General features: G+C 59.0%; 13 protein-coding genes. 10 read left to right on the top strand and 3 right to left on the bottom strand.

Going from position 1 to position 23412, the window contains the following annotated elements; all coding sequences use genetic code 11:
* The first annotated feature begins 160 nt into the window (after nt 1–160).
* The 10 genes from EOD43_RS03420 to EOD43_RS03375 all read left to right on the top strand — a co-directional run bounded on the left by EOD43_RS03420 (nt 161) and on the right by EOD43_RS03375 (nt 20086).
* Nucleotides 161–907: an aspartate/glutamate racemase family protein gene (locus tag EOD43_RS03420; RefSeq protein WP_240653062.1), complete on the top strand. Its 747-nt coding sequence runs from the start codon at nt 161–163 to the stop codon at nt 905–907.
* A 57-nt stretch (nt 908–964) separates the two neighbouring features.
* On the top strand, nt 965–3205 hold the full coding sequence (locus EOD43_RS03415; protein WP_127741105.1) for a TonB-dependent receptor: 2241 nt from the start codon (nt 965–967) through the stop codon (nt 3203–3205).
* Nucleotides 3206–3394: 189 nt separating this feature from the next.
* On the top strand, nt 3395–5476 hold the full coding sequence (locus EOD43_RS03410) for a hydantoinase/oxoprolinase family protein (protein ID WP_127741103.1): 2082 nt from the start codon (nt 3395–3397) through the stop codon (nt 5474–5476).
* Nucleotides 5477–5479: 3 nt separating this feature from the next.
* A complete protein-coding gene (locus tag EOD43_RS03405; RefSeq protein ID WP_127741101.1) occupies nt 5480–7153 on the top strand; it encodes a hydantoinase B/oxoprolinase family protein in 1674 nt (557 codons plus the stop codon).
* Between the two features lie 158 nt (nt 7154–7311).
* Nucleotides 7312–8193 carry a DMT family transporter gene (locus EOD43_RS03400; protein WP_240653061.1) on the top strand — a complete coding sequence of 294 codons (882 nt, stop codon included), beginning with the start codon at nt 7312–7314 and terminating at the stop codon, nt 8191–8193.
* A 106-nt stretch (nt 8194–8299) separates the two neighbouring features.
* Complete coding sequence (locus EOD43_RS03395; protein ID WP_127741099.1) at nt 8300–9487, top strand: M24 family metallopeptidase; 1188 nt, start codon at nt 8300–8302, stop codon at nt 9485–9487.
* 102 nt (nt 9488–9589) lie between these two features.
* On the top strand, nt 9590–10042 hold the full coding sequence (locus EOD43_RS03390; protein ID WP_127741097.1) for an Lrp/AsnC family transcriptional regulator: 453 nt from the start codon (nt 9590–9592) through the stop codon (nt 10040–10042).
* Between the two features lie 183 nt (nt 10043–10225).
* The gene (gene putA, locus EOD43_RS03385; RefSeq protein ID WP_127744599.1) at nt 10226–13864 is read left to right on the top strand and encodes a trifunctional transcriptional regulator/proline dehydrogenase/L-glutamate gamma-semialdehyde dehydrogenase; all 3639 of its coding nucleotides are present in this window, start codon (nt 10226–10228) and stop codon (nt 13862–13864) included.
* Nucleotides 13865–14127: 263 nt separating this feature from the next.
* Nucleotides 14128–15345, top strand: coding sequence for a DUF3422 family protein (locus EOD43_RS03380; protein WP_127741095.1), 1218 nt, complete (start codon nt 14128–14130; stop codon nt 15343–15345).
* A gap of 58 nt (nt 15346–15403) precedes the next feature.
* Entirely contained in the window at nt 15404–20086 is a 4683-nt protein-coding gene (locus EOD43_RS03375) for an NAD-glutamate dehydrogenase domain-containing protein (protein WP_127741093.1), read from the top strand.
* A 371-nt stretch (nt 20087–20457) separates the two neighbouring features.
* Here the strand turns inward: EOD43_RS03375 and EOD43_RS03370 are convergent, their stop codons facing one another.
* The 3 genes from EOD43_RS03370 to EOD43_RS03360 form a co-directional block, all read right to left on the bottom strand.
* Nucleotides 20458–21570: an alpha/beta hydrolase family protein gene (locus EOD43_RS03370; protein WP_127741091.1), complete on the bottom strand. Its 1113-nt coding sequence runs from the start codon at nt 21568–21570 to the stop codon at nt 20458–20460.
* 74 nt (nt 21571–21644) lie between these two features.
* The gene (locus tag EOD43_RS03365; protein ID WP_127741089.1) at nt 21645–22334 is read right to left on the bottom strand and encodes a fumarylacetoacetate hydrolase family protein; all 690 of its coding nucleotides are present in this window, start codon (nt 22332–22334) and stop codon (nt 21645–21647) included.
* Nucleotides 22335–22379: 45 nt separating this feature from the next.
* Nucleotides 22380–23411 (bottom strand): quinone oxidoreductase family protein, encoded by a 1032-nt coding sequence (locus tag EOD43_RS03360; RefSeq protein WP_127741087.1) that lies wholly within the window; start codon nt 23409–23411, stop codon nt 22380–22382.
* Between the last annotated feature and the right edge of the window lies 1 nt (nt 23412).

Below are 23412 nucleotides of genomic sequence, written 5' to 3'. Positions count from 1 at the left end.
GCATCAATAATCCCGCGGCATACGCCACTTATTGCGCAAATGCCACAGTGAGCGACACATCCTTGTTGCAGGATCCTAGAAAGTTTGTAATAGCATAATTTCTGCCATAATGAAGCGATCGGGTGTTTACTCCTGCGGCATCCCATCAGGGAGAGAGAAGTTGGTCACTGTCCATCTCATCGTTCCGACCACCACCAAGTTCGAGTTTGCGGCCGGCCTGAGCCACCTCGAAGGCCCGGATCTCAAGCTGACCCAGTCTCACCTGACGAGGGGCCCGGCATCGATCGAATGCGAATATGACGAACTCTTCGCTGGCCCCGAAGTCGTTGCCGAGGCGATTCGGGCGCAAAATGCCGGCGCCGACGCAATTGTGATCGTGTGCATGGGCGACCCTGCCCTTCAGGCGACGCGCGAAGCTGTCTCGGTACCGGTCCTCGGCATTGGCGAGACCGCTATGCATTACGCCGCGATGCTCGGGCACAAGTTCAGCATCTTGTGCACACTCGACCGTCGCGTCGGCAATTACGAGACAAAGGCTCGCCATTTTGGCCTTGAGAGCAAGCTGGCCTCTGTCCGCCCAGTCAACATTCCCGTGCTGGATATTGGTGGCGATCATAGTTCAGCGCTCGATCGCCTGATCGATACCGCGAAAGCAGCAATCACCGAGGATGGCGCCGACGTCATCGTGCTGGGCTGCGGCTGCTTCCAGGACATGGACCGCATCATGGAAGAGCGCCTCCGAGAGCTCGGCCTGGCGGTGCCCGTGATCGACTCGCCGCCGCTGACGGTCCTGAGTGCAGCAGCTCTCGCGCGCACTCGCTTGACGCACAGCAAGCGCGCCTACCCCACGCCGCCCGCAAAGGATCGGCCTGGCTACGAAATTCCGACGCTCAAAGAGCGCGGGTAACCGAGCGCGGCACGCCGCGCTCCGCAGGAAGAGCGAAACCTAAAAGGGGGCTATCACATGAAGCATTTGAGGACGTTATTGACGATTGGAACCGCGCTTGGGTCGAGCATCTTTGCTCTCCAGGGCGCACATGCGCAGGCGGTGAATGAGACTTCATCGTCCGCGGTAGAAGCGAGCGAAATCGTCGTCACCGCGCGCGGCCGCACTGAGGCCCTGCAGAACGTTCCGATCTCGGTCTCCAGCTTTAGTGAAAAGACCATCAAGGACGCCGGCATTGAGCGCCCCGCCGACTTCATCGGACTTACGCCCAACATCTCCATTGCGGAATCGCAGCAGCCTGGCGTTAGCTTCATCACCGTCCGCGGTATCTCGCAGGTTCGCAACGGCGAATCTCCGGTCGCCGTCGTGGTCGATGGGGTTCTTCAGACGGTGAGCAATCAGTTCAATTCTGAACTGTTTGACCTGCAGCAGATCGAAGTGCTCAAGGGTCCGCAAGGCGCGCTTTACGGCCGCAATGCGATCGGCGGCGCGATCGTCATCACGACACGCGAACCCTCCAATGAGTTCTTCGGCAGCGGCACGATCGGCATTGGCAACGGTGGCCAGCATAAGGCTCAGGCTGGCGTCAGCGGCCCCCTCATCCAAGACAAGCTCTTCGGCAGCATTTCGGGCTCCTTCAAGGACCGCGAAGGCTATCTGAAGAACATTTTTCTCAACAAAAAGGTCGATTTTCTGCGTGACACGGCGGTCCGTAGCCGCCTGATCTACGCAGCATCCGACGACCTCAAGTTCGATTATCGTATCTCGTATAATCGCACCTTCTCGGGCGCGCTCTACTTTACGCGCAACAACGTAGTCGCTGCGACTGGTGCCTATCAGTTCTACCCGTCCGTGCGCTCGACGTCATCGCGCCCGGGTTCGCCGGACGATTATGGCCCTCCCCTCAACTCAAACGTCGATGGCACCGCACTGCGCAAGCTGTTCTCGACCTCGCTCAAGATCGATTACGAAACTCCGATCGGCACCCTGACCTCGACCTCGTCCTACGACTGGGTCAACGAGCTCACGCTCGCCGATGCGAGCCCGTATACCAGCGCTGCGCAAACAACGCAGACAAGCGGCTTCAGCTGGCATGCCAAAAGCACCGAGCTGCGGCTGACGTCGAGCAGCGAACAACCGCTACGCTATATTGTCGGCGCCTATTATCTCGACCTGGACCGTGAATCGAACCGCGCCAATGGCATCGACACTGGTCCGGGCATTGTGCTGCCGGGCTATAATCCCGCCGGCACGGTCAATCCCTCGACCAGCAACACCGCCGATGACAATCATCAAAAGTCTTATGCGGTCTTTGGTCAGCTGAACTACGATCTTACCGACCAGCTCGAGCTCTCGGGCGCGCTGCGCTACGATCATGATAAGCGCAACTCGCTCAACACCGGCAAGGTCAAGGATGCGGCATCGCTTCCCGCCTATAACCCCGTCGGCACGCCTGGCACATTCCGCAAAGCAACCTTCGATGCTTGGCAGCCTAAGGCGACGCTGCGTTACAAGATCGATACCGGTAGCTCTGTTTATGCGAGCTACTCGAAGGGATTCCGCAGCGGCGGCTTCAACCAGGATGGCGTTCGGGCCGTTGCGCTGCGTCTCAACCCTGCTTCGCTTGTGACCGACGACTATAAGAAGGAAATCTCGACGTCGTACGAGGCTGGTTGGAAGGCCCAGTTCCTCAATCGTGCCGTCACGATTAATGGCGCCGCTTTCTACACCCGCTTCCGGGACTCGCAATATTTCGTCTTCATTCCCGAGGCGAGCGCGCAGATCATCACCAACATCGACAAGGCCACGATGAAGGGCTTCGAAGTCGACTTCAACGTCCGCCCGGTCAAGGGATGGGATATCTACGGCAATGCCGGCTACACCGATGCCACCATCAAGAAATATGGTGCTTCGCCAGCCTCGGTGGGCCGGACGATGCCCTACGTCCCCAAATTTGGTTACAATCTCGGGACCCAATATGCGTTTCCGATCACGGAAAACCGCAACCTGACGGCGCGTGTAGACATGCACCATAAGGGCCGGCAATTCTGGGAAACGCTCAATACGGCTGGTGCCCGTTCTGCCTTCAACCTGTACGATGCCCGGCTGTCATTCGGTGCTGCGGACGGGAAGTGGCAGGTGACCGCTTGGACGAAGAATGCCTTCGATAAGAAGTATAATTCGGAGTTCGTCGCGGGCGGCTTTGCCTATCCCGCTGAGCCTCGGACTTTCGGGGCCGATGTGGACTTCCGCTTCTAGTTTGAGCGCATAGGGATGGTCGGTCGGCATGACACAAGGTGTCGGCCGACCAGCCCGAGACATCGGACTATTTGATTGATCGAAGCCGCGCGAGCTACGCTGCCGCCCGGCCCATTTGATCCAGCGCATCCGTAAGGCTCGCCTTCGGACGCTTCATTTTCCGTCGTGAGACAAAGCGGAGTAAGTCAATTGCGTGCGGCAACCGACGTCGGTGGGACATTTACGGATCTCGTTTATTATGAGGTCGACCAAGCGACCGGCCAGTCTGGCCAGGTTCGCATAGCCAAAGTCGATACTACGCCACCCAATTTTGAAGAGGGTGTCGTCGGTTCGCTCGCTAAAGCAGGCATTTCGCCAGCAAGTCTCGAGTTTTTCGCGCATGGCGCGACCGTCGTCATCAACGCCCTTACCGAGCGCAAGGGTGTTAAAACGGCCCTGATCACCACAGCGGGCTTTCGTGACGTCCTAGAGATCGCCCGAGGCAACCGCCCCGATCTGTTCAACTTTGCTTTTCACAAGCCCGAACCGTTTGTGGAGCGCCATCTGCGCGCCGGTCTTAACGAGCGCACCAACTATAAAGGTCAGGTCGAGCATCCGGTCGATCTCTCGCCGCTCCCTGATCTGATCGCGTCCTTCAAGCGCGAGGGCGTCGAGGCGATCGCGATCGTCTTCCTGCATTCCTACATCAATCCCGAGAATGAGAAGCTCGCCGCCGCTCGAATTCGGGAGTTGTGGCCAGACGTTTCGATCCTCGCTTCGCATGCTGTCAGCCGCGAATGGCGTGAATATGAGCGGACAAGCACAACAGTGCTTTCGGCCTATGTCCACCCGATCGCAGAGCGCTACATCGGCACGCTAGAAGCCAAGCTCGCAGATCAAGGTTTTAACGGCAAACCGTTCATGATGCAGTCGAATGGCGGCATCACCACGGCCAAGGCCGCCAAGGCGAACCCCATCACGATGGTCGAGTCCGGCCCCGCCAGCGGCATCTTTGCGGCCGCCTATGTGGGAGATGCCATCGGCTACGACAATTTGATCGTCCTCGATATTGGCGGGACCACCGCGAAATGCACTCTGATCGAGGAGGGGCAGGTCAAGGTCACGACCGAATATTATATCGAGCGTGACGGCAAAAACCCGGGCTATCCGATCCAGACACCTGTCTCCGACATCGTTGAGATCGGCAATGGCGGCGGCTCGATCGCTTGGGTTGATGTTGGCGGTAAACTCCATGTCGGCCCGCACTCAGCCGCCGCGCGTCCGGGCCCCGCAGCTTATGGCCGCGGTGGAACCAATGCGACGACGACAGACGCCAATTTGGTGCTCGGTCGCATTGATCCAACCAGCTTTGTTGGCGGTGAGCGCGAACCCGACTGGACCTCAGTGGAGACGGCCTTCGCACCGCTCCAGTCGGCGCTCGGCATGAGCCGAGAAGAGGTCGCACGAGGGATCATCCGGATCGCTAACGCTAACATGACCCGCGCTCTACGCTTGGTCTCAACCAACAAGGGACATGACCCTCGCGATTTCTCTTTAATGGCCTTTGGCGGCGGCGGTGCAATGCATGCGGTGGCGCTCGCCGAAGAGCTCAAAGTCCCGCACGTCATCATCCCCGTCAATTCGTCGGTATTCTCCGCATGGGGCATGTTGCTGACCGACCTTCGGCGAGATTATTTGCGCACGCGCATGGTGCCATTGGTACCGGGTTCGACCGCACTCATCGGCGACGTTTTCGGTGAACTCGAAGCCGAGGCGTTGAGAGATTATTCGGATGAGGACGCCCCGCGCCGCCGAGAGGATATCACTTTCGAATATCTGGTCGACATGCGCTATGCGGGCCAACAGCATACTGTGAAAGTCCCCTGTGTCGGCGCAGGCGCGGGCACTCTGGATCTCGAAGCAACGGCGGCTGCCTTTCATGCAGCGCATGAGAAGCGCTTCACCTATCGCCTCGACACGGCCATCGAGTTGGTGAACTTCCACCTCGTCGCCAAACTGGTCGTTCCCAAACCGCCGCTATCGACCAAGCCGCAGACGGGTCGTTCGCTCGCCGATACGATCAAGGGCGAACGCCAAGTCGACTATGACGTCCACGGCATCCACATGGCGACGATCTACGATGGTCTATTGCTAGAACCCGGCATGGAGTTTCACGGCCCGGCCGTGATCCAAGAGCCGTCGGTCACCTGCGTGATCCCACCCCGCCATCGCGTCACTATCGACAAGTTCGGCAATTATCACATCCACCTGTCTTTTGGTGGGGAGGCCTGATCCATGACCACCAACGTCTTTACGCTTGAGATCATCAAGGACTCGCTTGTCGCCGTAGGCGAGGAGATGTTCCAGGCGATGCTGCGCACCAGCATGAGCCCGATCATCTACGAAGGGACTGACTTTGCCGTCGGCGCCACCGATGCCCGCGGCAATCTGCTGGCACAGGGTAATGGCGTCGCTGCTTTCCTTGCAGCCCTCGATACCGCTGTTGTGTCGGCGCTGGGCCGTTACGACCTCAACGACATCAAGCCGGGCGACGTGTTCATCACCAACACACCCTATGAAGGGGGTGGTACACATCTGTCCGATGTCGCGATCCTGATCCCGGTCTTTCACGATGCAAAGCTCATCGCCTGGACCGTCAATAAGGCCCACTGGACGGAAGTCGGCGGTGCACAAGCGGGCAGCGTCTCCAGCAGCTCCACTGAAATCTTTCAGGAGGGCCTGCGCTTCACCTTCATCAGGCTCTACGACGAGGGACGGATCAATCAGGCGGTAGTCCAGATTATCCGTGACAATGTGCGCCTGCCCGATTCCACGATCGGCGATATGCACGCAGGCGTCGCTGCCGCTCGCGTTGGCGAGAAGCGCATTTTGGAGCTGGTTGCCAAATATGGCGCGCCGATGGTGCTGCAAGCGATGGATGAGCTGCTCGACTATGGCGAGAAGATGACCCGCGCTGCGCTGGCGACCATTCCCAGCGGCGTTTACGAAGCCGAAGACATCGTCGAGGATGATGGCCTGGGCAACGGTCCCTTCGTTGTGAAGGTGAAGGTCACAATCTCTCAGGACCGACTGATCGCTGACTTTACAGGCTCCGCCCCGCAAGCTCCCGGCCCGGTTAACACCACTTATGCTGGACTGCTTACCGGCTCGCGCTGCCTCTTCAAGGCGATCACGGATCCCGGCATTCCCGCCAATGGTGGATGCTTTCGCATGCTGGAGGTGATTTGCCCTCCGGGCACCGTGCTGACCGCGCAGGAACCGGCGCCAGTGTCCATGAACTTCCAGGCTCGCAACGCGGCGGTCGACGTGTTTTGGAAGGCGCTTGCACCAATCCTGCCGCAACGCTTGCCCGCCGGCCATCAGCAGTCCGTATGTGCGACGTTCATCTCGGGCAAGCATCCTGACACCGGCGAGTTGTTCGTGATTGGCGAGCCGCTGGTTGGCGGTTGGGGGGCATGCCACGATAGCGACGGCGATGCCGGTCAGTTTTGCAGTTCGAATGGCGAAACCTACAATATCCCATGTGAGCTATTCGAAGCTCGCTACGGCTTGCAGGTCGCTCAATATGCCTTCCATGATCAAGATGGCGGGGCTGGTCGCTATCGAGGCGGCAAGGGCGTTGTCCTCGATTATCGTGTCACCGCCGACCGGGCTTTTCTGACATATGCGGCCGCGCGCACATCGTCGCGTCCCTGGGCGCTATTGGGCGGCCAGGAAGGATCGAACAATTACGCTGAAGTTCGTCGCCACGACGGTAGCGTTGAGCGATATGGCATGTGCACGGCCGTGGCAGTCGAGCGCGATGAGGTCATTCGCATCTATACTGCAACAGGTGGTGGCTATGGCGACCCGAAGCTGCGCCCACGTGAGCTCGTTGAACGCGATATCAAGAACGGGTTTGTGACCACCGAACAAGCGATCGCGCATTATGGCTATCAGGCAGGATAGGGCAGGCATCGCGATACAAGATGCACAGCCTCAGCGACCAACCCGACGGCGTCGATCTGATGAAACCTCCAGCCGCAGATACAAGCCTTCCTCCCGCGGCTGGACAAACGGCACCTGAACGGCCCCTTCAGTCAATGGATGGCCGATCATGGAGCTTATTGGCCGCACTCTCCGTCATGTGGGGTGCGGCCTTTTTTTTCACCGCGGTGCAACTCCAATCATTGCCGCCGCTCACGATCGTTATGCTGCGCGTTGGGCTTGCAGCATTGCTTCTATTGGGATGGGCAGCAGCCGTCCGTGTCGAGCTCCCCCGCCCGAACGCATGGCCCATTTTTCTGGGGCTGGGCTTACTCAATAATGTGCTGCCGTTCGCACTGCTTGCGGTCGCACAAAAGTCTATTTCCAGCGGCCTCGCTGGTATCCTCAACGCAACGACGCCCCTATGGGGTGTGCTTGTCGCCCATTTCCTCACAACTGACGAACGCGCGACGCCGGCTAAGATCATTGGCACCATATTCGGCGCGGCAGGCGTGGCAGCGATGGCCGGCTATGATGCTATGGCAGGTCTGGGCAACGATCTTCTCGCCCAACTTGCCTGCCTTATCGCCGCATTATGTTATGCTTTGGCCGCCATTTGGTCCCGCCGTTTCGTCGGCAAAAGTCTGACGCCGCTCGCCGTCGCAACGGCACAATTTTGTGGCGCAGCGGTCGTGATGATCCCGATCGCTCTTTGGGTTGATCGACCGTGGATGCTCCCAACGCCGGGCTCGAAGGTGTGGGCTGCGATGTTGGCTGCCGTCATCGTGTCGACGGTGTTGGCATATATCGTCTACTTTAAATTGATCGCGCGCATCGGTGCTAGCAAAGCCTTGCTCGTCACCTTTACCGTCCCGATCGTCGCCATCTTCCTCGGCGTCACACTGCTGGGCGAGGCCCTCCTTCCCAAGCACCTCATCGGCATGCTCTTGATCGGCCTAGGCCTGGCAGCGATCGACGGCCGGCTTTGGCGGATCGTCGTACAACGCCGCTCGCACCTATGAAGCCAACCAGCGCGACAAAGATCGCCGCCGGCCTTCCAGCGCGTCGACCAGGTTGCGGTGCATGGGCCTACGGGCCCGCTCATTCTCATCATAAGGGACCACATTCATGATCGGCGGATCGAACGCGCAAGAGCAGCTTGCAGAGCTTGGACCGTGGTCGGATCCGGCTCCGGCGATCACGGCTCTGGAGCGGGAGACGCGGGTCGAACTCGCCAGGCGGTTAACACGCAGCGCCGGGGCTCAAGCTCTCCTGGTCGTCGCCGGTCCCAGCTTGAACTATTTTCTGGGGATCAGCTGGAAGCTCACCGAGCGGTTGGTCGCGCTGATCATCACGCAAAGCGACCGACCCATTCTCATCGCTCCGCAGTTCGAAGAAGGCTCGCTCGCGGCAATGACAGCCCTCGATGTCGAAACCCTTTTTTGGGAAGAGGATGAGTCTCCCTACGATTTGGTTGCCTCAGTGCTCAGCCGTGTAGGCGCCTCGGCCATCGCACTCGACCCTGCCATGCCGTTCAAGATGGTCGATCAGTTGGCGCTCGCCGCTCCCTCAGTCGCCCATATCGAAGGGTCGGACATCGTCGACGGCTGCCGCATGAATAAGTCCACAGCCGAATTGGCCCTCATGCGGCAAGCCAAGCAAATGACGCTTGAAGTCCAGCGGCGCGTTGCCCGCATTTTGAGGCCCGGAATATCGTCGAGTGAGGTGATCGCGTTTATCGATGCGGGCCATCGTGCGCTCGGCGCTGCTGGATCAACCTTTTGCAGCGTCCAGTTCGGACGGGCCTCAGCTTTCCCCCACGGCCTGCCTGGGCCGACCCATTTGAACGAAGGTGATATCGTTCTCATCGATACGGGATGTGCGATCCAAGGCTATAATTCCGATATTACGCGGACCTACGTCTTCGGCACGCCCAACCAGCAACAGCGTGATCTGTGGATGGTGGAAGCAGAAGCACAACAGGCCGCTTTCGATGTCGTGCAGCCTGGCGTGCTATGCCAAGAGGTCGATGCCGCAGCACGGCGGGTCCTTGAGCGCGCGGGCCTCGGCCCAAATTATAGACTTCCAGGTTTGCCCCATCGAACAGGGCATGGGATCGGCCTGGCTGTCCACGAAGCGCCTTATCTCGTTAAGGGCGATCGCACGCCTCTCATGCCGGGCATGTGCTTTTCAAACGAGCCGACCATCATCGTCCCAGACAAGTTTGGCATTCGCCTGGAAGACCATTTCTTCGTAACGGATAGCGGCGCGGAGTGGTTTACTGAGCGCTCAACCTCTATCGATTGCCCCTTCTAGAACATCGGATCAGTGATGCTGCCATCCTCTGCGCTTGACGATGCATTGCCCGAACTCGGTGGATCACGTCGCGTCTTGGGAGTGGCAGATCGACCAGGTGGCATGCCTGAGCTAGACGAGTTCGATCGAAAAATCCTGAAGGTCCTCCGTAAGGACGGCCGCATCACCTTCACCGATCTCGCGCAACACGTCGGACTTTCAAAAACGCCCTGCCAGCAGCGCGTGAAGCGCTTGTGCGAGAGCGGCGTGATCGTTGCCTTTCGAGCCATTGTCGACCCGCAAAAGATCGGCCTCGATCATGTTGCGTTCGTCGAGGTGAAGCTTTCGGATACGCGGGAGGCAGCGTTGAACGAGTTCAACGTGGCGGTTCGCAGGATCGCTGAAGTTGAAGAATGCCACATGATCGCGAGCAGTTTCGACTATCTCTTGAAAGTCCGAACCGCCGACATTCGCAAATACCGCACAGTGCTAGGCGAGCGCATTTCGGCCTTGCCTTACGTCGCGAGTACATCGACCTACGTAGCGATGGAAACGGTCCGGGAATCCGCACGGTAGAAAGAATGATCGTCAAATCTGGCGCGTTCACGGCGCTTTGCAAACGCCTGCACGGCGATTGTTCTAAACAGGCCGATCAACTCGGCAAAATCGTCTGCTGAAGCGCCCCAAATAAGTCGATCTTCCTGCCAGATCGACGTTTGAGGTCTGAACGCTCTGAGGGCCTTGTCTATCGTGGCGCTCATGATGACCAGGCCGCCATTTGCTGCATTCGCCCCTCCCGTCAGTGCGCCCAGCGCTTTGCGTGCGGCTATAACCGCTGCATATCGTCGAGCTGAACCCGAATGCCTCGTACCTTTACTCGAACAAGCGACACTCGACCCTGATGTGGTGCGAGAGGCTCAGCGGACAGCAAGAGCCCTCATCTCAACACTAAGAGGCAAGCGTACTGGCGGCGGTGTCGAGGGCCTGGTCCAGGAATTCTCGCTTTCGAGCCAAGAGGGCGTCGCGTTGATGTGCCTTGCAGAGGCACTGCTGCGAATCCCCGATCGCGCGACCCGCGATGCTCTTATTCGCGATAAGGTCTCTGGGGGAGACTGGGCATCCCACCTCGGGGGTGACCGCTCTCTCTTCGTCAATGCTGCAGCCTGGGGGCTCTGCGTGACGGGAAAGCTCTTGGATAGCGTCAGTGAGCGTGGCCTAGCGGCCACATTGAAGCGCCTCATCGCGCGGACAGGCGAACCTGTCATTCGGCGCGCGATGGATCTCGCGATGCGGATGATGGGCGAGCAATTCGTCAAAGGGGAAACGATCGAGGCCGCTCTGCGGCGTGCACGCAGCGCCGAGGCCAAGGGCTTCTCCCATAGCTACGACATGCTCGGCGAAGCAGCGACCACGGCTGCAGATGCTGCGCGGTATTTTGATGATTATGAGAGCGCCATTCACGCCATCGGCGAGGCATCAGCGGGCCGCGGCGTTTACGCGGGCCCCGGAATATCGATTAAGCTGTCAGCTCTACATCCCCGATATTCTCGCTCGCAGTCTGACCGGGTGATGCGCGAGCTACTGCCGCGCGTGAAGAAGCTTGCCGAAATTGCCCGCCTCTATGACATCGGCTTCAACATTGACGCGGAAGAGGCAGATCGCCTCGAACTATCGCTGGATCTGCTCGAGAGCCTAGCAGCGGATCCAAATCTTGCCGGCTGGGACGGCTTGGGTTTTGTCGTGCAGGCCTATGGGAAACGTTGCCCATTCGTGATCGATTGGATCATCGACCTTGCGCGTAGAAGCGGGCGTCGGATCATGGTCCGCCTGGTCAAAGGGGCCTATTGGGACGCTGAGATCAAGCGAGCGCAGGTCGATGGTTTGGTCGACTTCCCCGTCTATACGCGCAAGGTTCATACCGACGTTGCTTATATCGCCTGCGCCAGAAAACTCCTGGCCGCCGAAAGGGAAGTCTTCCCCCAATTTGCGACGCATAATGCGCAAACACTCGCGACCATTTATCATATGGCAGGCCCCGCTTTCGAAATCGGGCGGTACGAGTTCCAGTGCCTTCATGGCATGGGCGAGCCCCTTTATGACGAGGTCGTCGGGGCGGGCCATCTGGGGCGTCCATGCCGCATCTATGCCCCTGTCGGCACCCACGAGACGCTGCTTGCCTATCTCGTGCGGCGGCTGCTCGAGAACGGGGCAAACTCTTCGTTCGTTAATCGCATTGGTGATCCAGATGTTGCGATCGATGATTTGATCGCTGATCCAGTCATGCTGGTGCGCAGCACGCAGCACGCTGGACGCAAGCATGATCAGATCGCTCTGCCGGCCGATATCTATCCCGACAGACGCAATTCTGCCGGGATCGACCTGAGTGACGAGACGGCGCTTGCAGTGCTCTCACAGGCCTTGTTTGCTACCGCCACGAAGCGATGGCAGGCTGCTCCCACCTTCACATCATCTGAAAAATCACAGCGCGAATATGACATCGCCAATCCAGCCGATAGGTCGGATGTAGTAGGAACAGTTGTGTTCGCGCTCGATAGCGACGTCCACGAGGCGCAGCATCGAGCGGTTGTTGCGGCGGCTACATGGCGCAACGTCCCGATCGCGGATCGCGCAGCAATTCTTGAACGAGCCGCCGATACACTCCAGGCGCAAATGGCCATCTTCATTGGCCTGGCCATCCGCGAGGCGGGGAAGTCGGCAGCCAATGCGATAGCGGAGGTTCGAGAGGCAATCGACTTCCTGCGTTATTACGCAAGCCAGGCACGCCGAGTCCTTGGTGAGCGATCAGAGCCCCTTGGCCCTGTTGTCTGTATCAGCCCGTGGAACTTCCCGCTTGCGATCTTCGTGGGCCAGATCGCGGCAGCCTTGGCCGCAGGCAACTCGGTGCTGGCAAAGCCTGCGGAAGAGACGCCTCTCATCGCGGCTGAAGCCGTGCGCCTGCTTCATGCCTGCGGTGTCCCAGCCGAGGTGCTTCAGTTGCTGCCGGGCGACGGTTCGATTGGCGCAGCCTTGGTTGGCGCGCCTCAAACGGCTGGTGTGATGTTTACAGGCTCGACTGAGGTTGCGCGCCTGATCCAGGCGCAGCTCGCCACGAGGCTTTCATCTTCCGGCAAACCCATTCCGCTGATCGCGGAAACGGGCGGTCAAAATGCGATGATCGTCGATAGCTCGGCTTTGGCGGAACAGGTCGTCCTCGACGTAATCGCATCCGCCTTTGATAGCGCCGGCCAAAGATGTTCGGCTCTGCGCATATTGTGCCTTCAAGAGGAGGTGGCAGACCGAACCCTCGAAATGCTGAAGGGGGCATTGGCTGAACTGCGTATTGGCCGGCCGGATGCGCTCGCCATCGATATTGGGCCCGTTATCTCCAGCGAAGCGCAAACGAGGCTCGAACACCATATCGACGCCTTGGGTCAACGAGGCCGCAAGGTCGAGCAATTCGCCCTTCCAGAAGAGGCCTCGCTTGGCCATTTTGTCGCCCCAACGATCATCGAATTGGAGAGCATTGCTGACCTCCAAGAGGAGGTTTTTGGCCCCGTTCTTCATGTCGTTCGGTTCAAGCGCGACACGTTGGCGGACCTCATCGATGCCATCAATGCGACCGGCTACGGCCTCACTTTCGGCCTGCACACCCGGCTCGACGAGACCGTCGAATTCGTGACCAGTCGGGTGCGGGCTGGCAATCTTTACGTCAATCGCAATGTCATTGGTGCGATTGTCGGGGTTCAACCCTTTGGTGGACGCGGCCTTTCTGGCACCGGCCCCAAGGCTGGCGGGCCGCTATATCTGAGCCGGTTGGTCCAATCTCCATCCATGCAGCACGCGCATGGACATGATGCTGTCGATCCAGCTTTGTCGGCATTTTCGATATGGCTGACCGATAAAGGCTTAGATGCCGACGCCGCCAAGGCCCGCGACTATGCTTTGGCCTCGCGCCTTCGGCAAAGAAGTGAACTTCCAGGGCCAGTCGGCGAGCGCAACCTCTACGAGCTGCATCCACGTGGGCAGCTCCTTTTGAAGCCGCAGACGCAAGCTGGCCTGTTCCAGCAGATCTCTGCCACCCTAGCTTCCGGCTGCGATGCGATTGTCGAAGGCATGGAGCTGCCCGCTGATCTTCCGACGATTGTGACCCAACGCCTGACCCGGACGCCGCAGCCAGTCTGTGCTGGGGTGCTTGTCGAAGGTTCAAGTGCGCAGGTGCTTGAGGTGGTCCGGTCCGTAACGACCAAATATCGTGAGATTGTTCCCGTGCATGCGGCCTCGTCGGCCGAATGCCGGCAGCCTCGCGCTTATCCCGTCGATCTCCTGCTCGAGGAGGTCTCGATCTCCATCAACACCACAGCGGCCGGCGGCAATGCCAGCCTCATGGCAATTGGCTGAGCGCTCAAAGACACGCGCCTCTCGCCGCACGCGCTCACCAACAAGAGGACCAATGAAGATGGATAGGAAATCGCAGGATGCCGCGCCCACGATCAAGGGACGGGAGGACGCCCCGACGGCCGTGCGGTCGGCTGGTTCCGCCAAGGATCGTGTGACGGTCGGATCAGGAGCGATCGCAGCCGCCCTCCTCTTCACGCAGCGGCGCTGAGAGACGGATCCAGGCCTGAACGCGACATGCTCCCTTGTGCGGCTCTCCAACAGCTATGATGTCCTTGCTCTGCCATCCAGACAGATCACGCGCTCTGGCGGAGCTGCATGCCCGGCCTTTTTCAGCCGTCGAAACACCGCATCGGGTTCTTCATTTCGCATTCCAGACCAGTGCGAGCCAAGCGGACCGCGATCGTGATCGGATCGAACAACTCGCTGGCGGATCCCAGCCGGCCGGCTGGCTGGGGGACAGACGGCATTTAGCACTGGGCGCACAAAAGCTGCTGTGGGAACGGCACGGCGAGTTCATCAGCTACACCATAGCCGTACCCTTGGAGCAAAAGGCTTGCTGGCCCGATCACCTCGCGGCACCGGGGCCTCTCCTGGTTGCCGTCGATCTTCGGCTTGTTCCAGAGGGCTTGCGCCCAGCGGCGATGGTCCAAGCCTCAATAGCAGACGGCCAAGCTCTGATCGCAACTGACTTTGCAGAGAATGCGGACGGCTTCGTCGATATCGCCATCGTCAATCGCAGCATGTCGCCTGAGGTCGCCGGCGCCACCGTACAACGCGTGCTCGAGATCGAGACCTATCGCTGTTTTGCCCTGCTCGGGCTTCCGGTCGCGGAACAAGCTGCCCTGGTCATGGGCATGATCGAGCACGACCTGCCGAGTGTCATGGAGAAAATGGACGCGGCTTCCAACCTCGAGGACAATCAGGAACTGCTCGATCGGCTGACGTCGATGACACTCGATCTGGAGCGCAGCAGCGCCTCAACGCACTTCCGGTTCGGCGCGACGAAAGCCTATGCGGAGTTGGTGCGGCTCAGACTCGGCGCTCTTTTGGAGCGTCCTGATCTTGGAGGGCCAGGCCTCGCTTCGTTCTTTTCAAGGCGCTTCGAACCCGCCATCCGCACATGTGCCACCATCTCTCACCGAGAAGCTATTCTCGCGCGCAAGCTAACGCGAGCTGCCCAGCTTCTGCGCACCCGTGTTGAGATCACGCTTGAGAGCCAAAATCGCGATCTTCTCGAGACGATGGGAGATCGTGTCCGTCTCCAGCTTCGGCTCCAGCAGACTGTCGAAGGCTTATCCGTCGCTGCAATCGCTTATTATGTGACGAGCCTCTTCCACTTGCTGGTCACAGGCCTCCAGCCCGTTCGACAGATGATCGAACCTGAACTTCTGACGAGCCTTGCAACGCTGCCGATCATCGCCGTGGTCGCTTTGGCAGTACGCCATATCCGGCGGCACCACATCCAAGCGGAGCAGCGGTGATCACCGCTTTTACCTCACGCTTTCGCCCCGCCTTCCCTCCTTCATTGCGAGTTTGAGCATGAACGCCCCCAATGAGCGACCCGCGCCTAAGACAGAGCTTTTGCGCGCGATCGACGACCAGCTGACAATTGGCGCTCTTCCCGGAGAGCTTGAACAATTTGACGATCAGGCCCGCCGTTCAGCCGTAGCCTTTGCCTTCGCCGCCGCTCTGGACCGCTCAGCTTCACGACCTGCTGTAAATCTAGAAGTCATGCCGTCGGCGGGGTCCAACCGGCTGATGCGTCTCGTGATCGTCAATGACGACATGCCTTTTCTCGTCGATTCTGTCGCAGCGTTGATGGCGGACCGTGGAATTGCCATCCACAGACTTCTCCATCCCATCGTTGCTGCGCGCCGAGACGAGGCAGGAAGGCTGCAGCATGTAGAGCCCGCACGCCTTGCCGAACGGCATCGGGAATCGATCATCTACATGGAATTGGACCGGGTTGGCGCCAGAGATCGGCAGGCATTGCTAGAGGAGATTGAAACTGTACTCAGCGCAGTCCGCGCTGCCGTTGAAGCATATCCAATGCTCCAAGAGGCCCTGCGATCCAGCGCCTCTACATTGGCCGAGAGTGAGGGGGCTGAACTTCTCCGATGGCTTCTGGAAAGCCGCATGACCCTTTTGGCCTTCTGTCAGACCGATCGAATGGGGGCAGTGGACGCCACTATTGGCCTGAATGTTTCAGACAAGCCGTTGCTGAGCGCTGCGACCTACCAGTTAGCAGTCCAATGGTTCGAGGCAGGGCATTCAGCGCCTCTCCTCCTTAAAGCGGAGCGCCTCTCGCTGGTGCATCGCCGAGCCCCGTTCGATCTGATCATTGTTCCTCGCACACAAGGGGACGCCATAATCGGTCTTAACGTCCATGCCGGACTTTGGGCATCCGACGCGCTTGCGACCCGGCCGGACAACGTGCCTGTGCTCAGGAAGCAGATCGACGCACTAGCGCAAGAATTTGGCTTCGATCCGTTCGCCCATGCGGGCAAAGCACTCATCCACGCGATGCGGCGATTGCCTCACGATTTGTTGATCAGCTTTCCTGCTGCGTCTCTGCGGGCGATCGCGCTGACGGCCATGTCCCTGATCGATCGACCACGCCCAAAGGTCGTTCTGATCCAGGAGACTCTCGGCCGGCATCTTTTTGCCTTTGTGTGGCTCGCTCGGTCCGACCTTACAACAAGCCGTCGCGAAGCTATCGGCCAATTGATTGCCGACGAGGCGCATGGACACATGATTACCTGGACCGTGGACATCGGTGATGGCGATCTGTCGCTCATTCGCTTCACCATCGCTCTTGGGAAGCAGGGACGACTTCCTGCGACCGATATCGTTGAGCAGCGTATCCGAAATATGGTGCGCGGATGGCGGCCCGCTGTCGAGGCGGCGCTTAGCGAATATATTACAGCCGGCCGCGCCGCTGCGCTTGCAATGGACTATGCGGATGCATTTCCACCCGACTACCAAACCCGATCTGACGCCCACGACGCCGCCGGTGACATCTTAGCTTTTGCCGATTTGGGTGACGATACTGACCGGGCCGTCCGACTGCTGCCAACAACTGGAGACCTGCCCGATCGGTTACGTCTAAAAATCTATCGCGCAGGTGGCCTTGTCCGCTTGTCAGACATCGTTCCAGTTCTGGAGAATTTCGGCTTCACCGTCTTGGAGGAGGTCCCCACGTCGCTTGCGGGCGCGAAAGGCAACATCCACGAATTCCTGATTGAAACACCCGCGCGCTGTGACGAGATCATCCTTGAACGGGCGCCTATCGTCGAAGCGGCGATAACCGCGGTCCTGTCAGGGCAAGCCGAAAACGACGCTTTCAATAACCTCATCGTGCGCTTGGGCATGGCACCGCGCGCGATCGTCCTCTTGCGCGCGTGGTTCAGATATTTGCGGCAGACTGGCATGCCCTATGGCCTAGCGACATGCGCGGAGGCACTCGCTCGCGCACCAATGGTCACCCACGGGCTCATTGCTCTGTTTGATGCACGGCTCGACCCCCGTCACTATTCACGCCAACACGCTGATGCAGCGCGCGCGACGATCAACGATGGCCTGGTGGCAGTACATGCCATCGACGACGATCGGATCTTGCGTCGTATGCGTGACGTGATCGAGGCGATCCTGCGCACGAACGCCTTTGCTGCAACGGGCAACGAGGCGCTCGCATTCAAGCTCGACAGTGAGAAGATCCCAGGCCTACCGGCTCCTCGGCCGTGGCGGGAGGTGTGGGTCTATAGCCCACGCGTCGAAGGGATCCATTTGCGAGGAGGGCCTATTGCTCGCGGCGGCCTGCGTTGGTCAGATCGCCGTGACGACTTCCGGACAGAAGTTCTCGGACTGCTCAAGGCCCAGATCGTCAAGAACGCCGTCATCGTACCGACAGGGGCCAAAGGAGGCTTCTACCCCAAAAACCTGCCAGCGCCCGACGATCGATCTGCTTGGATCGCGGAAGGTACAGAAAGCTATCGTGTCTTCATTCGTGCGCTCCTGTCGTTGACCGACAACGTTGTTGATGGCGCGATCATCCATCCTCAAGACATTGTCAGACACGATATCGACGATCCCTATTTCGTCGTCGCAGCCGATAAGGGCACAGCGACCTTTTCCGATATCGCGAACGCTATCGCTATCGAGCAAGGCTTCTGGCTAGGGGACGCGTTCGCATCCGGCGGCTCCAACGGCTATGATCATAAAGCGATGGGCATCACAGCGCGCGGAGCTTGGGTCTCTGTGCAGCGCCATTTCGCCGAGATGGGGGTCGACGTTCAAAATGACCCTGTCACGGTTGCCGGCTGTGGGGACATGTCGGGTGACGTGTTTGGCAATGGAATGCTTCTGAGCCGCTCGATCCGCCTCATTGCAGCGTTCGACCATCGACACATCTTCATTGATCCGTCCCCCGATCCCGCCACCAGTTGGACAGAGCGTGAGCGGCTATTCTCGCTGCCGACCAGCAGTTGGGAGAGCTATAATCCTTCGCTGATCTCGACGGGCGGAGGCGTCTATCCCAGATCGCAAAAGGCGATCGCGCTGTCGCCCGAAGCCGCCGACGCCCTCGGGCTCACCGCAGGTACATATGACCCTGCGACCCTGATCAAAGCGATCCTCAAAGCCCCTGTGGATCTCTTATGGTTCGGCGGCATTGGCACGTACATCAAAGCGGTTGAAGAGCCACATTTGGCGGCTCGGGACACCGCCAATGACGCCAACCGTGTGGACGCCAGGGAGTTACGGGCAAAGGTCATCGGCGAAGGGGCTAATCTGTCGATCACACAAGCCGGCCGGATTGAATTCGGGCTACTCGGTGGACGCTCGAACACGGACTTTATCGACAATTCCGCCGGCGTCGATTGCTCAGACAATGAGGTCAACATCAAGATCGCATTGAATGCCGAAGTCCTATCGCAACGGCTCACACCAGATAGTCGCAATGCTCTGCTGGCAGCGATGACCGACGATGTCGCCAGTCTCGTGCTGGAAGATAATCGGCTGCAAGCACTCGCTCTATCGGTCGCTACATTAGGAGGCCCAGATCAAACGGCTTCTCACGTCGCTGTGATATGCCAATTGGAGGAGCAGCATGGGCTCGACCGAAACGTCGAAGGGCTTTCCAGCGACGAACTCTTTGCCCGCAGGGCAAAAGAAGGGCGAGGCCTCACCCGTCCAGAACTCGCCATCGTCATGTCACATGCAAAGCTCGCGTTGCAGAGAGCCATCGAGATCTCGCCTCTTGCCAGCGATCCCGCTCTTTCACCCCTCGTCAGCCGCGCTTTTCCACGCGCGATGCAGCAGATTCACGCCGACGCGATCACCCAACATCAGCTCCGCCGGGAGATCCTGGCAACGAAGATCGCCAATCTCGTCGTCAATCGCCTTGGCTTGGTAGCGCCATTCGAGCTCGCCGAAGAGGAAGGGGTGAGCCTGGCAAGAGTTGCTGGCGCCTATTTAGCGTGCGACCTGATCTTTGGGCTTTCAGATATCTTCGCAGCGATCGAAGCAGAGCCAGTTGCTGAAACAACGCGCCTTGAACTGCTCGATATCACAGCGCGCATATCCCGTCGGCATATCGCCAACATTCTACGCAGCGCCGCTCATTCCGCGCTGCCAGGCGCAATGGCCGCCGCACTTTCGACGGGTGTCGAGCGCCTCGATAAGCATGATCTTGTCGATGAACTTCCATCGAATGCAGCTATTGACCTGCGCCAGCGTCTAGACGCGCTGAGCGCCACCAATTCCATCGTCCAGCAGATCATGCGTCTAGATCGCTTGTCTGAGGCGGCTGTGATCGCAACCGTGGCGCAAAGCCGCGGCTGGGATGTGCTCGATGTTGAACGCGCTCATGACCGCCTCGGTGATGTTCTGGGTCTTTCCTGGGCAATGGCCGCGACATCGCGCCTCGATCAGACAGATTTCTGGGAGCGCTTGCAGGCGCGTGCCATTGCGCGAGATTGCCAGCAGCTTCGCACGAACTTTCTGATGCGGTCCCCGCCGGATACGGCTCCGACCGACTTTGATTCATGGGTTGAGCAACACCAAGCCGCCCTCGAACGGTTTCAGAAGCTCTCGCTTCGGATAAGAGCTGCAGTGACAGTCAGTCCAGCGATGCTCGCTGAACTCGTCAACCAAGCGCGCACACTCCTTGCACGTGAGCGTTTGAGCGTTCGAGATAATGAGGATGTCCGCTTAGGGCTTTAGCTATCGCCCGTATCGCAGTCCGGCTCTCGCTTCGGGCTTTGACCCAAAATGGATGTTCCAAGGACATATGGCTTCGTACCCGCGTTTGGTCGTGATCCACCGGAGCACCCCATGCGGAAGGTTAGTGTCCAATATTATCTCGCTCGGGCGAAGCGGGAGCGTGAACTAGCCGCCCACGCTACCATGTGGATGGTCCCACATCACACCGCGACAGCTGAGCGCTACGAGCTTTGGGCAAAGCGACTGACGGGCCGCGGCGAGTAAAGTCGCCATTGAGTTGCGACATGATCAGACAGACCGCCGTACCATTTATGATCAGCACACCTGACGTATGCGACAGGCAATATTACGCCCCGTTTGATTGGCACCTATCAATGCGGCCGCTTCTTCTTACTAGGTTCAGCCGGGACGTATTGGCGTATCCAATCGATTATCCAATCGGCGATTTGATCACTGTTCCGATCAACCATCAGCATATGGCTGTTGCCACGCACGCTCTTGTCGGGTGGGTATAATATATGCGCACTTCCCCCGGCCGCATTGACTCGCCCGGCAAGTGCTACGCAGTCGTCAAAGGCGTTTCGCCAGCTCGCTCCGAACATCCACGGCATATCCAGATGATCGCCAAAAACGATCAGCAAGGGCACTTTGGTGAGCCGAGCAATCTCACCATCGCTGTAGGAAATCAGGCTTTTGTCCTCGAACGATACCCGCTTGCAGGATGGCTCGATCATCACCGCGCCACGTATGCCAGCTGCATCTAGCAGCGCGGCTTCGATGGGGTACTGCCCCGATTCTGAGTGACCGATGAGAACCGCTCCGCGCAAATCAGCGGCTAACCGAGCGAGGACCGAATAGTTTTCTGGCTGCTGCGGCTTTCCCACAGAGGGCGTGATCTGGCGCGAAAATGCTTCGATCGCCCCAATGGGGAATTGCGTATCGGCATAAGGCACACCAGGCCGTGGCCCTAAACGAAACGTTGTCCAGGCATCGTCAACACTCGTGCGCCTGATATTGGGCAACGCAGAGGGCAGCAAATTGCGAGTGCGAACTTGTTCGATTGCGGAGAGGTCGGGCGCAGATCGTCCACGCCCCACCTGATCGGCCACGAAAACCGCAAAGCCCCTACGAGCGAAATACTCTTCCCAGCCCATGCCTCCGTCAGGCTTTGTCTGGTAGATTTTGCCGGTAAAGCCGCCGCCGTGAACCATCACGACTGGCACAGACTTAGCGCTACCGCGCGGACGCATATATTCGACATACATCTGATTGACGACGATCAGCTTGCCTCGCGCGTCGGTGATCGTCTGGCCCCCGACTATGAAACTGCCGACATCTTCAAGGACGAGGGAGGACTTCGGCCGGACAATCGCATCTAAGCTTTGGCTAAAGCCGCTGGTCAGCGGCGTCACCAAGCCGACGACGATCGTCAGGCCGACACCCCATGCGCGTGCCGTCGCGCCACGAAGGCTGTGGTCAGCCACCTTGTAGGGCGATCTCTCGACACGCGGCCGCGCCGAAAAATGGTCTAACCCCAATCGTCATTTGCCTGACCGCCTCATTCCTTCGGGCCGATGGTCAGCGTGAGCGGATTTAAATCATCGCTGCGCACAGTGATGGTGTCACCTGGTGCGACAGGCCCCACGCCTGAGGGCGTGCCCGTGTAAATCAGATCGCCCGGTTCAAGATGATAAAGGCGCGAGAGATCAGCGATCAGTTCGGGTACGCTCCATATCAGATCGTCAAAGGAAGCATCCTGTCGAACGATCCCATTCTGCTGAAGCGATATCCTCTGGCCCTGTACCAAGGTTGCCCCACGGCTGATCTCAGCAATCACCGCCGCCTGTTCAAAATCCTTGCCGACATCCCAGGGATAGCCTTTGTCACGCGCAGCATATTGCAGGTCGCGCCGCGTCAGATCGATCCCGCACGCCAACCCAAATACAAGGTCCCACGCCTTGTCGGCATCGACCCTGAAGCCCGACTTGCCGATTGCAACGACGAGCTCGGCTTCAAAATGACAGTTGGTGGTTCCCGGTGGATAAGCGATCGTCGAGCCCGACGGACAAATCGACCAGCATGATTTGGTGAACCAGATCGGCGCTTCGCGATCGACCTGCGCACCCATTTCCCTAGCGTGCGCTTCGTAATTCCGCCCCACACAGAAAATCCGTCGAACCGGATAATGCACTTGTTCGCCAGCAATCGGAACGACCGGTGACGTCGGCAATGAGAAAGCGAGATCCACTAGAATCCTTTCGAGAGGCGGGAGTGACTATGCCGACCGACGCTGTCACGGCGCTAGAGCGAGTTTGCCACGAACCTTGCCTGCATCCAGCAACCGGTTTGCTTCGACAACCGCCTCGAGAGGCAGAACAAGATCAACGCCCTTCAAAGGCTGATGCTCGAGCCATTCCATCATGGCCAGCGTCGCATCTGCGAACATTGGTGTTGCGAGATAATCGTCCGCTGAAAAGGTCTTAAGCGAAATCGTTTTGCCCAATCGGAACGCCTCGAAAGGTATTTTTCCGGCGACATATCCATAAGCGTGCAATTCCCCGAAGGGCGCGAGCACATCGAAATCGCGGTTGAGTGTGTCACCGCCAACGCCGTTGAAGCTAAAAGATATGCCTGCCCCATTAGTGATGCGCTGGCATTCTGAGACATAGTCCTGATGCGAGGCTATAATTACGTGGTTGGCCCCTACCGTTCGACAATAGTCCGCTTCCGCATCGGATATGCAGGTAGCGATCACCTCACAATCATGCGCTCGCGCCAATTGGCTCATCATCGAACCCATACCGCCGCTCGCGCCATGTATGAGAACTGTGGAGCCGCGCGGTACTCGGCTCGAACCATGAAATAGGAGATGGGCCAGGCGGAAGTTGATTAGGTAAGGAAGAGCATCCGCATAGCTCGTTACCGCCGGCAAACGAATGATGTCGTCCGGCGGGAAGGATCGTCCATCGTCGAGAATGGTCGGCTTGGTTGATATGACGGCGTAATCCGCCCAGCACCGACCGGTCAGCACGAGCGCCATGATCCGGTCGCTGGGGGCATAACTCGTAACCTGATCACCTACCGCTACGATCTCGCCAGCGACTTCCCGTCCCGGATAAAAGGGCAGTCGCGTCGGCTTAAAATAGGTTCCGCGACGCGCCTCCATATCGCCGTAGATCATTCCGGCGAGCGCAGTTCGGACCAACAACTCTCCCGGACCGGGAGAAGGGATGTCCTCCTCCACAATCCGGAGATTCTCTGGCGGGCCGATTTCGTCGAGCCGGACAATCCGCATCGCGCGGCCGGCCCGATAGAGATCAGCCACG

The organism is Sphingomonas crocodyli (assembly GCF_004005865.1).
Classification (GTDB): Bacteria; Pseudomonadota; Alphaproteobacteria; order Sphingomonadales; family Sphingomonadaceae; genus Rhizorhabdus; species Rhizorhabdus crocodyli.
This window is presented reverse-complemented; position numbering and strand designations above follow the sequence as displayed.

Bases quoted from the DNA above. Each gene is read 5' to 3' on its own strand.
- EOD43_RS03415 (WP_127741105.1), top strand. From the start codon at position 965: ATGAAGCATTTGAGGACGTTATTGACGATTGGAACCGCGCTTGGGTCG.
- EOD43_RS03405 (WP_127741101.1), top strand. From the start codon at position 5,480: ATGACCACCAACGTCTTTACGCTTGAGATCATCAAGGACTCGCTTGTC.
- EOD43_RS03395 (WP_127741099.1), top strand. From the start codon at position 8,300: ATGATCGGCGGATCGAACGCGCAAGAGCAGCTTGCAGAGCTTGGACCG.
- EOD43_RS03390 (WP_127741097.1), top strand. From the start codon at position 9,590: ATGCCTGAGCTAGACGAGTTCGATCGAAAAATCCTGAAGGTCCTCCGT.
- putA (WP_127744599.1), top strand. From the start codon at position 10,226: ATGATGACCAGGCCGCCATTTGCTGCATTCGCCCCTCCCGTCAGTGCG.
- EOD43_RS03380 (WP_127741095.1), top strand. From the start codon at position 14,128: ATGATGTCCTTGCTCTGCCATCCAGACAGATCACGCGCTCTGGCGGAG.
- EOD43_RS03375 (WP_127741093.1), top strand. From the start codon at position 15,404: ATGAACGCCCCCAATGAGCGACCCGCGCCTAAGACAGAGCTTTTGCGC.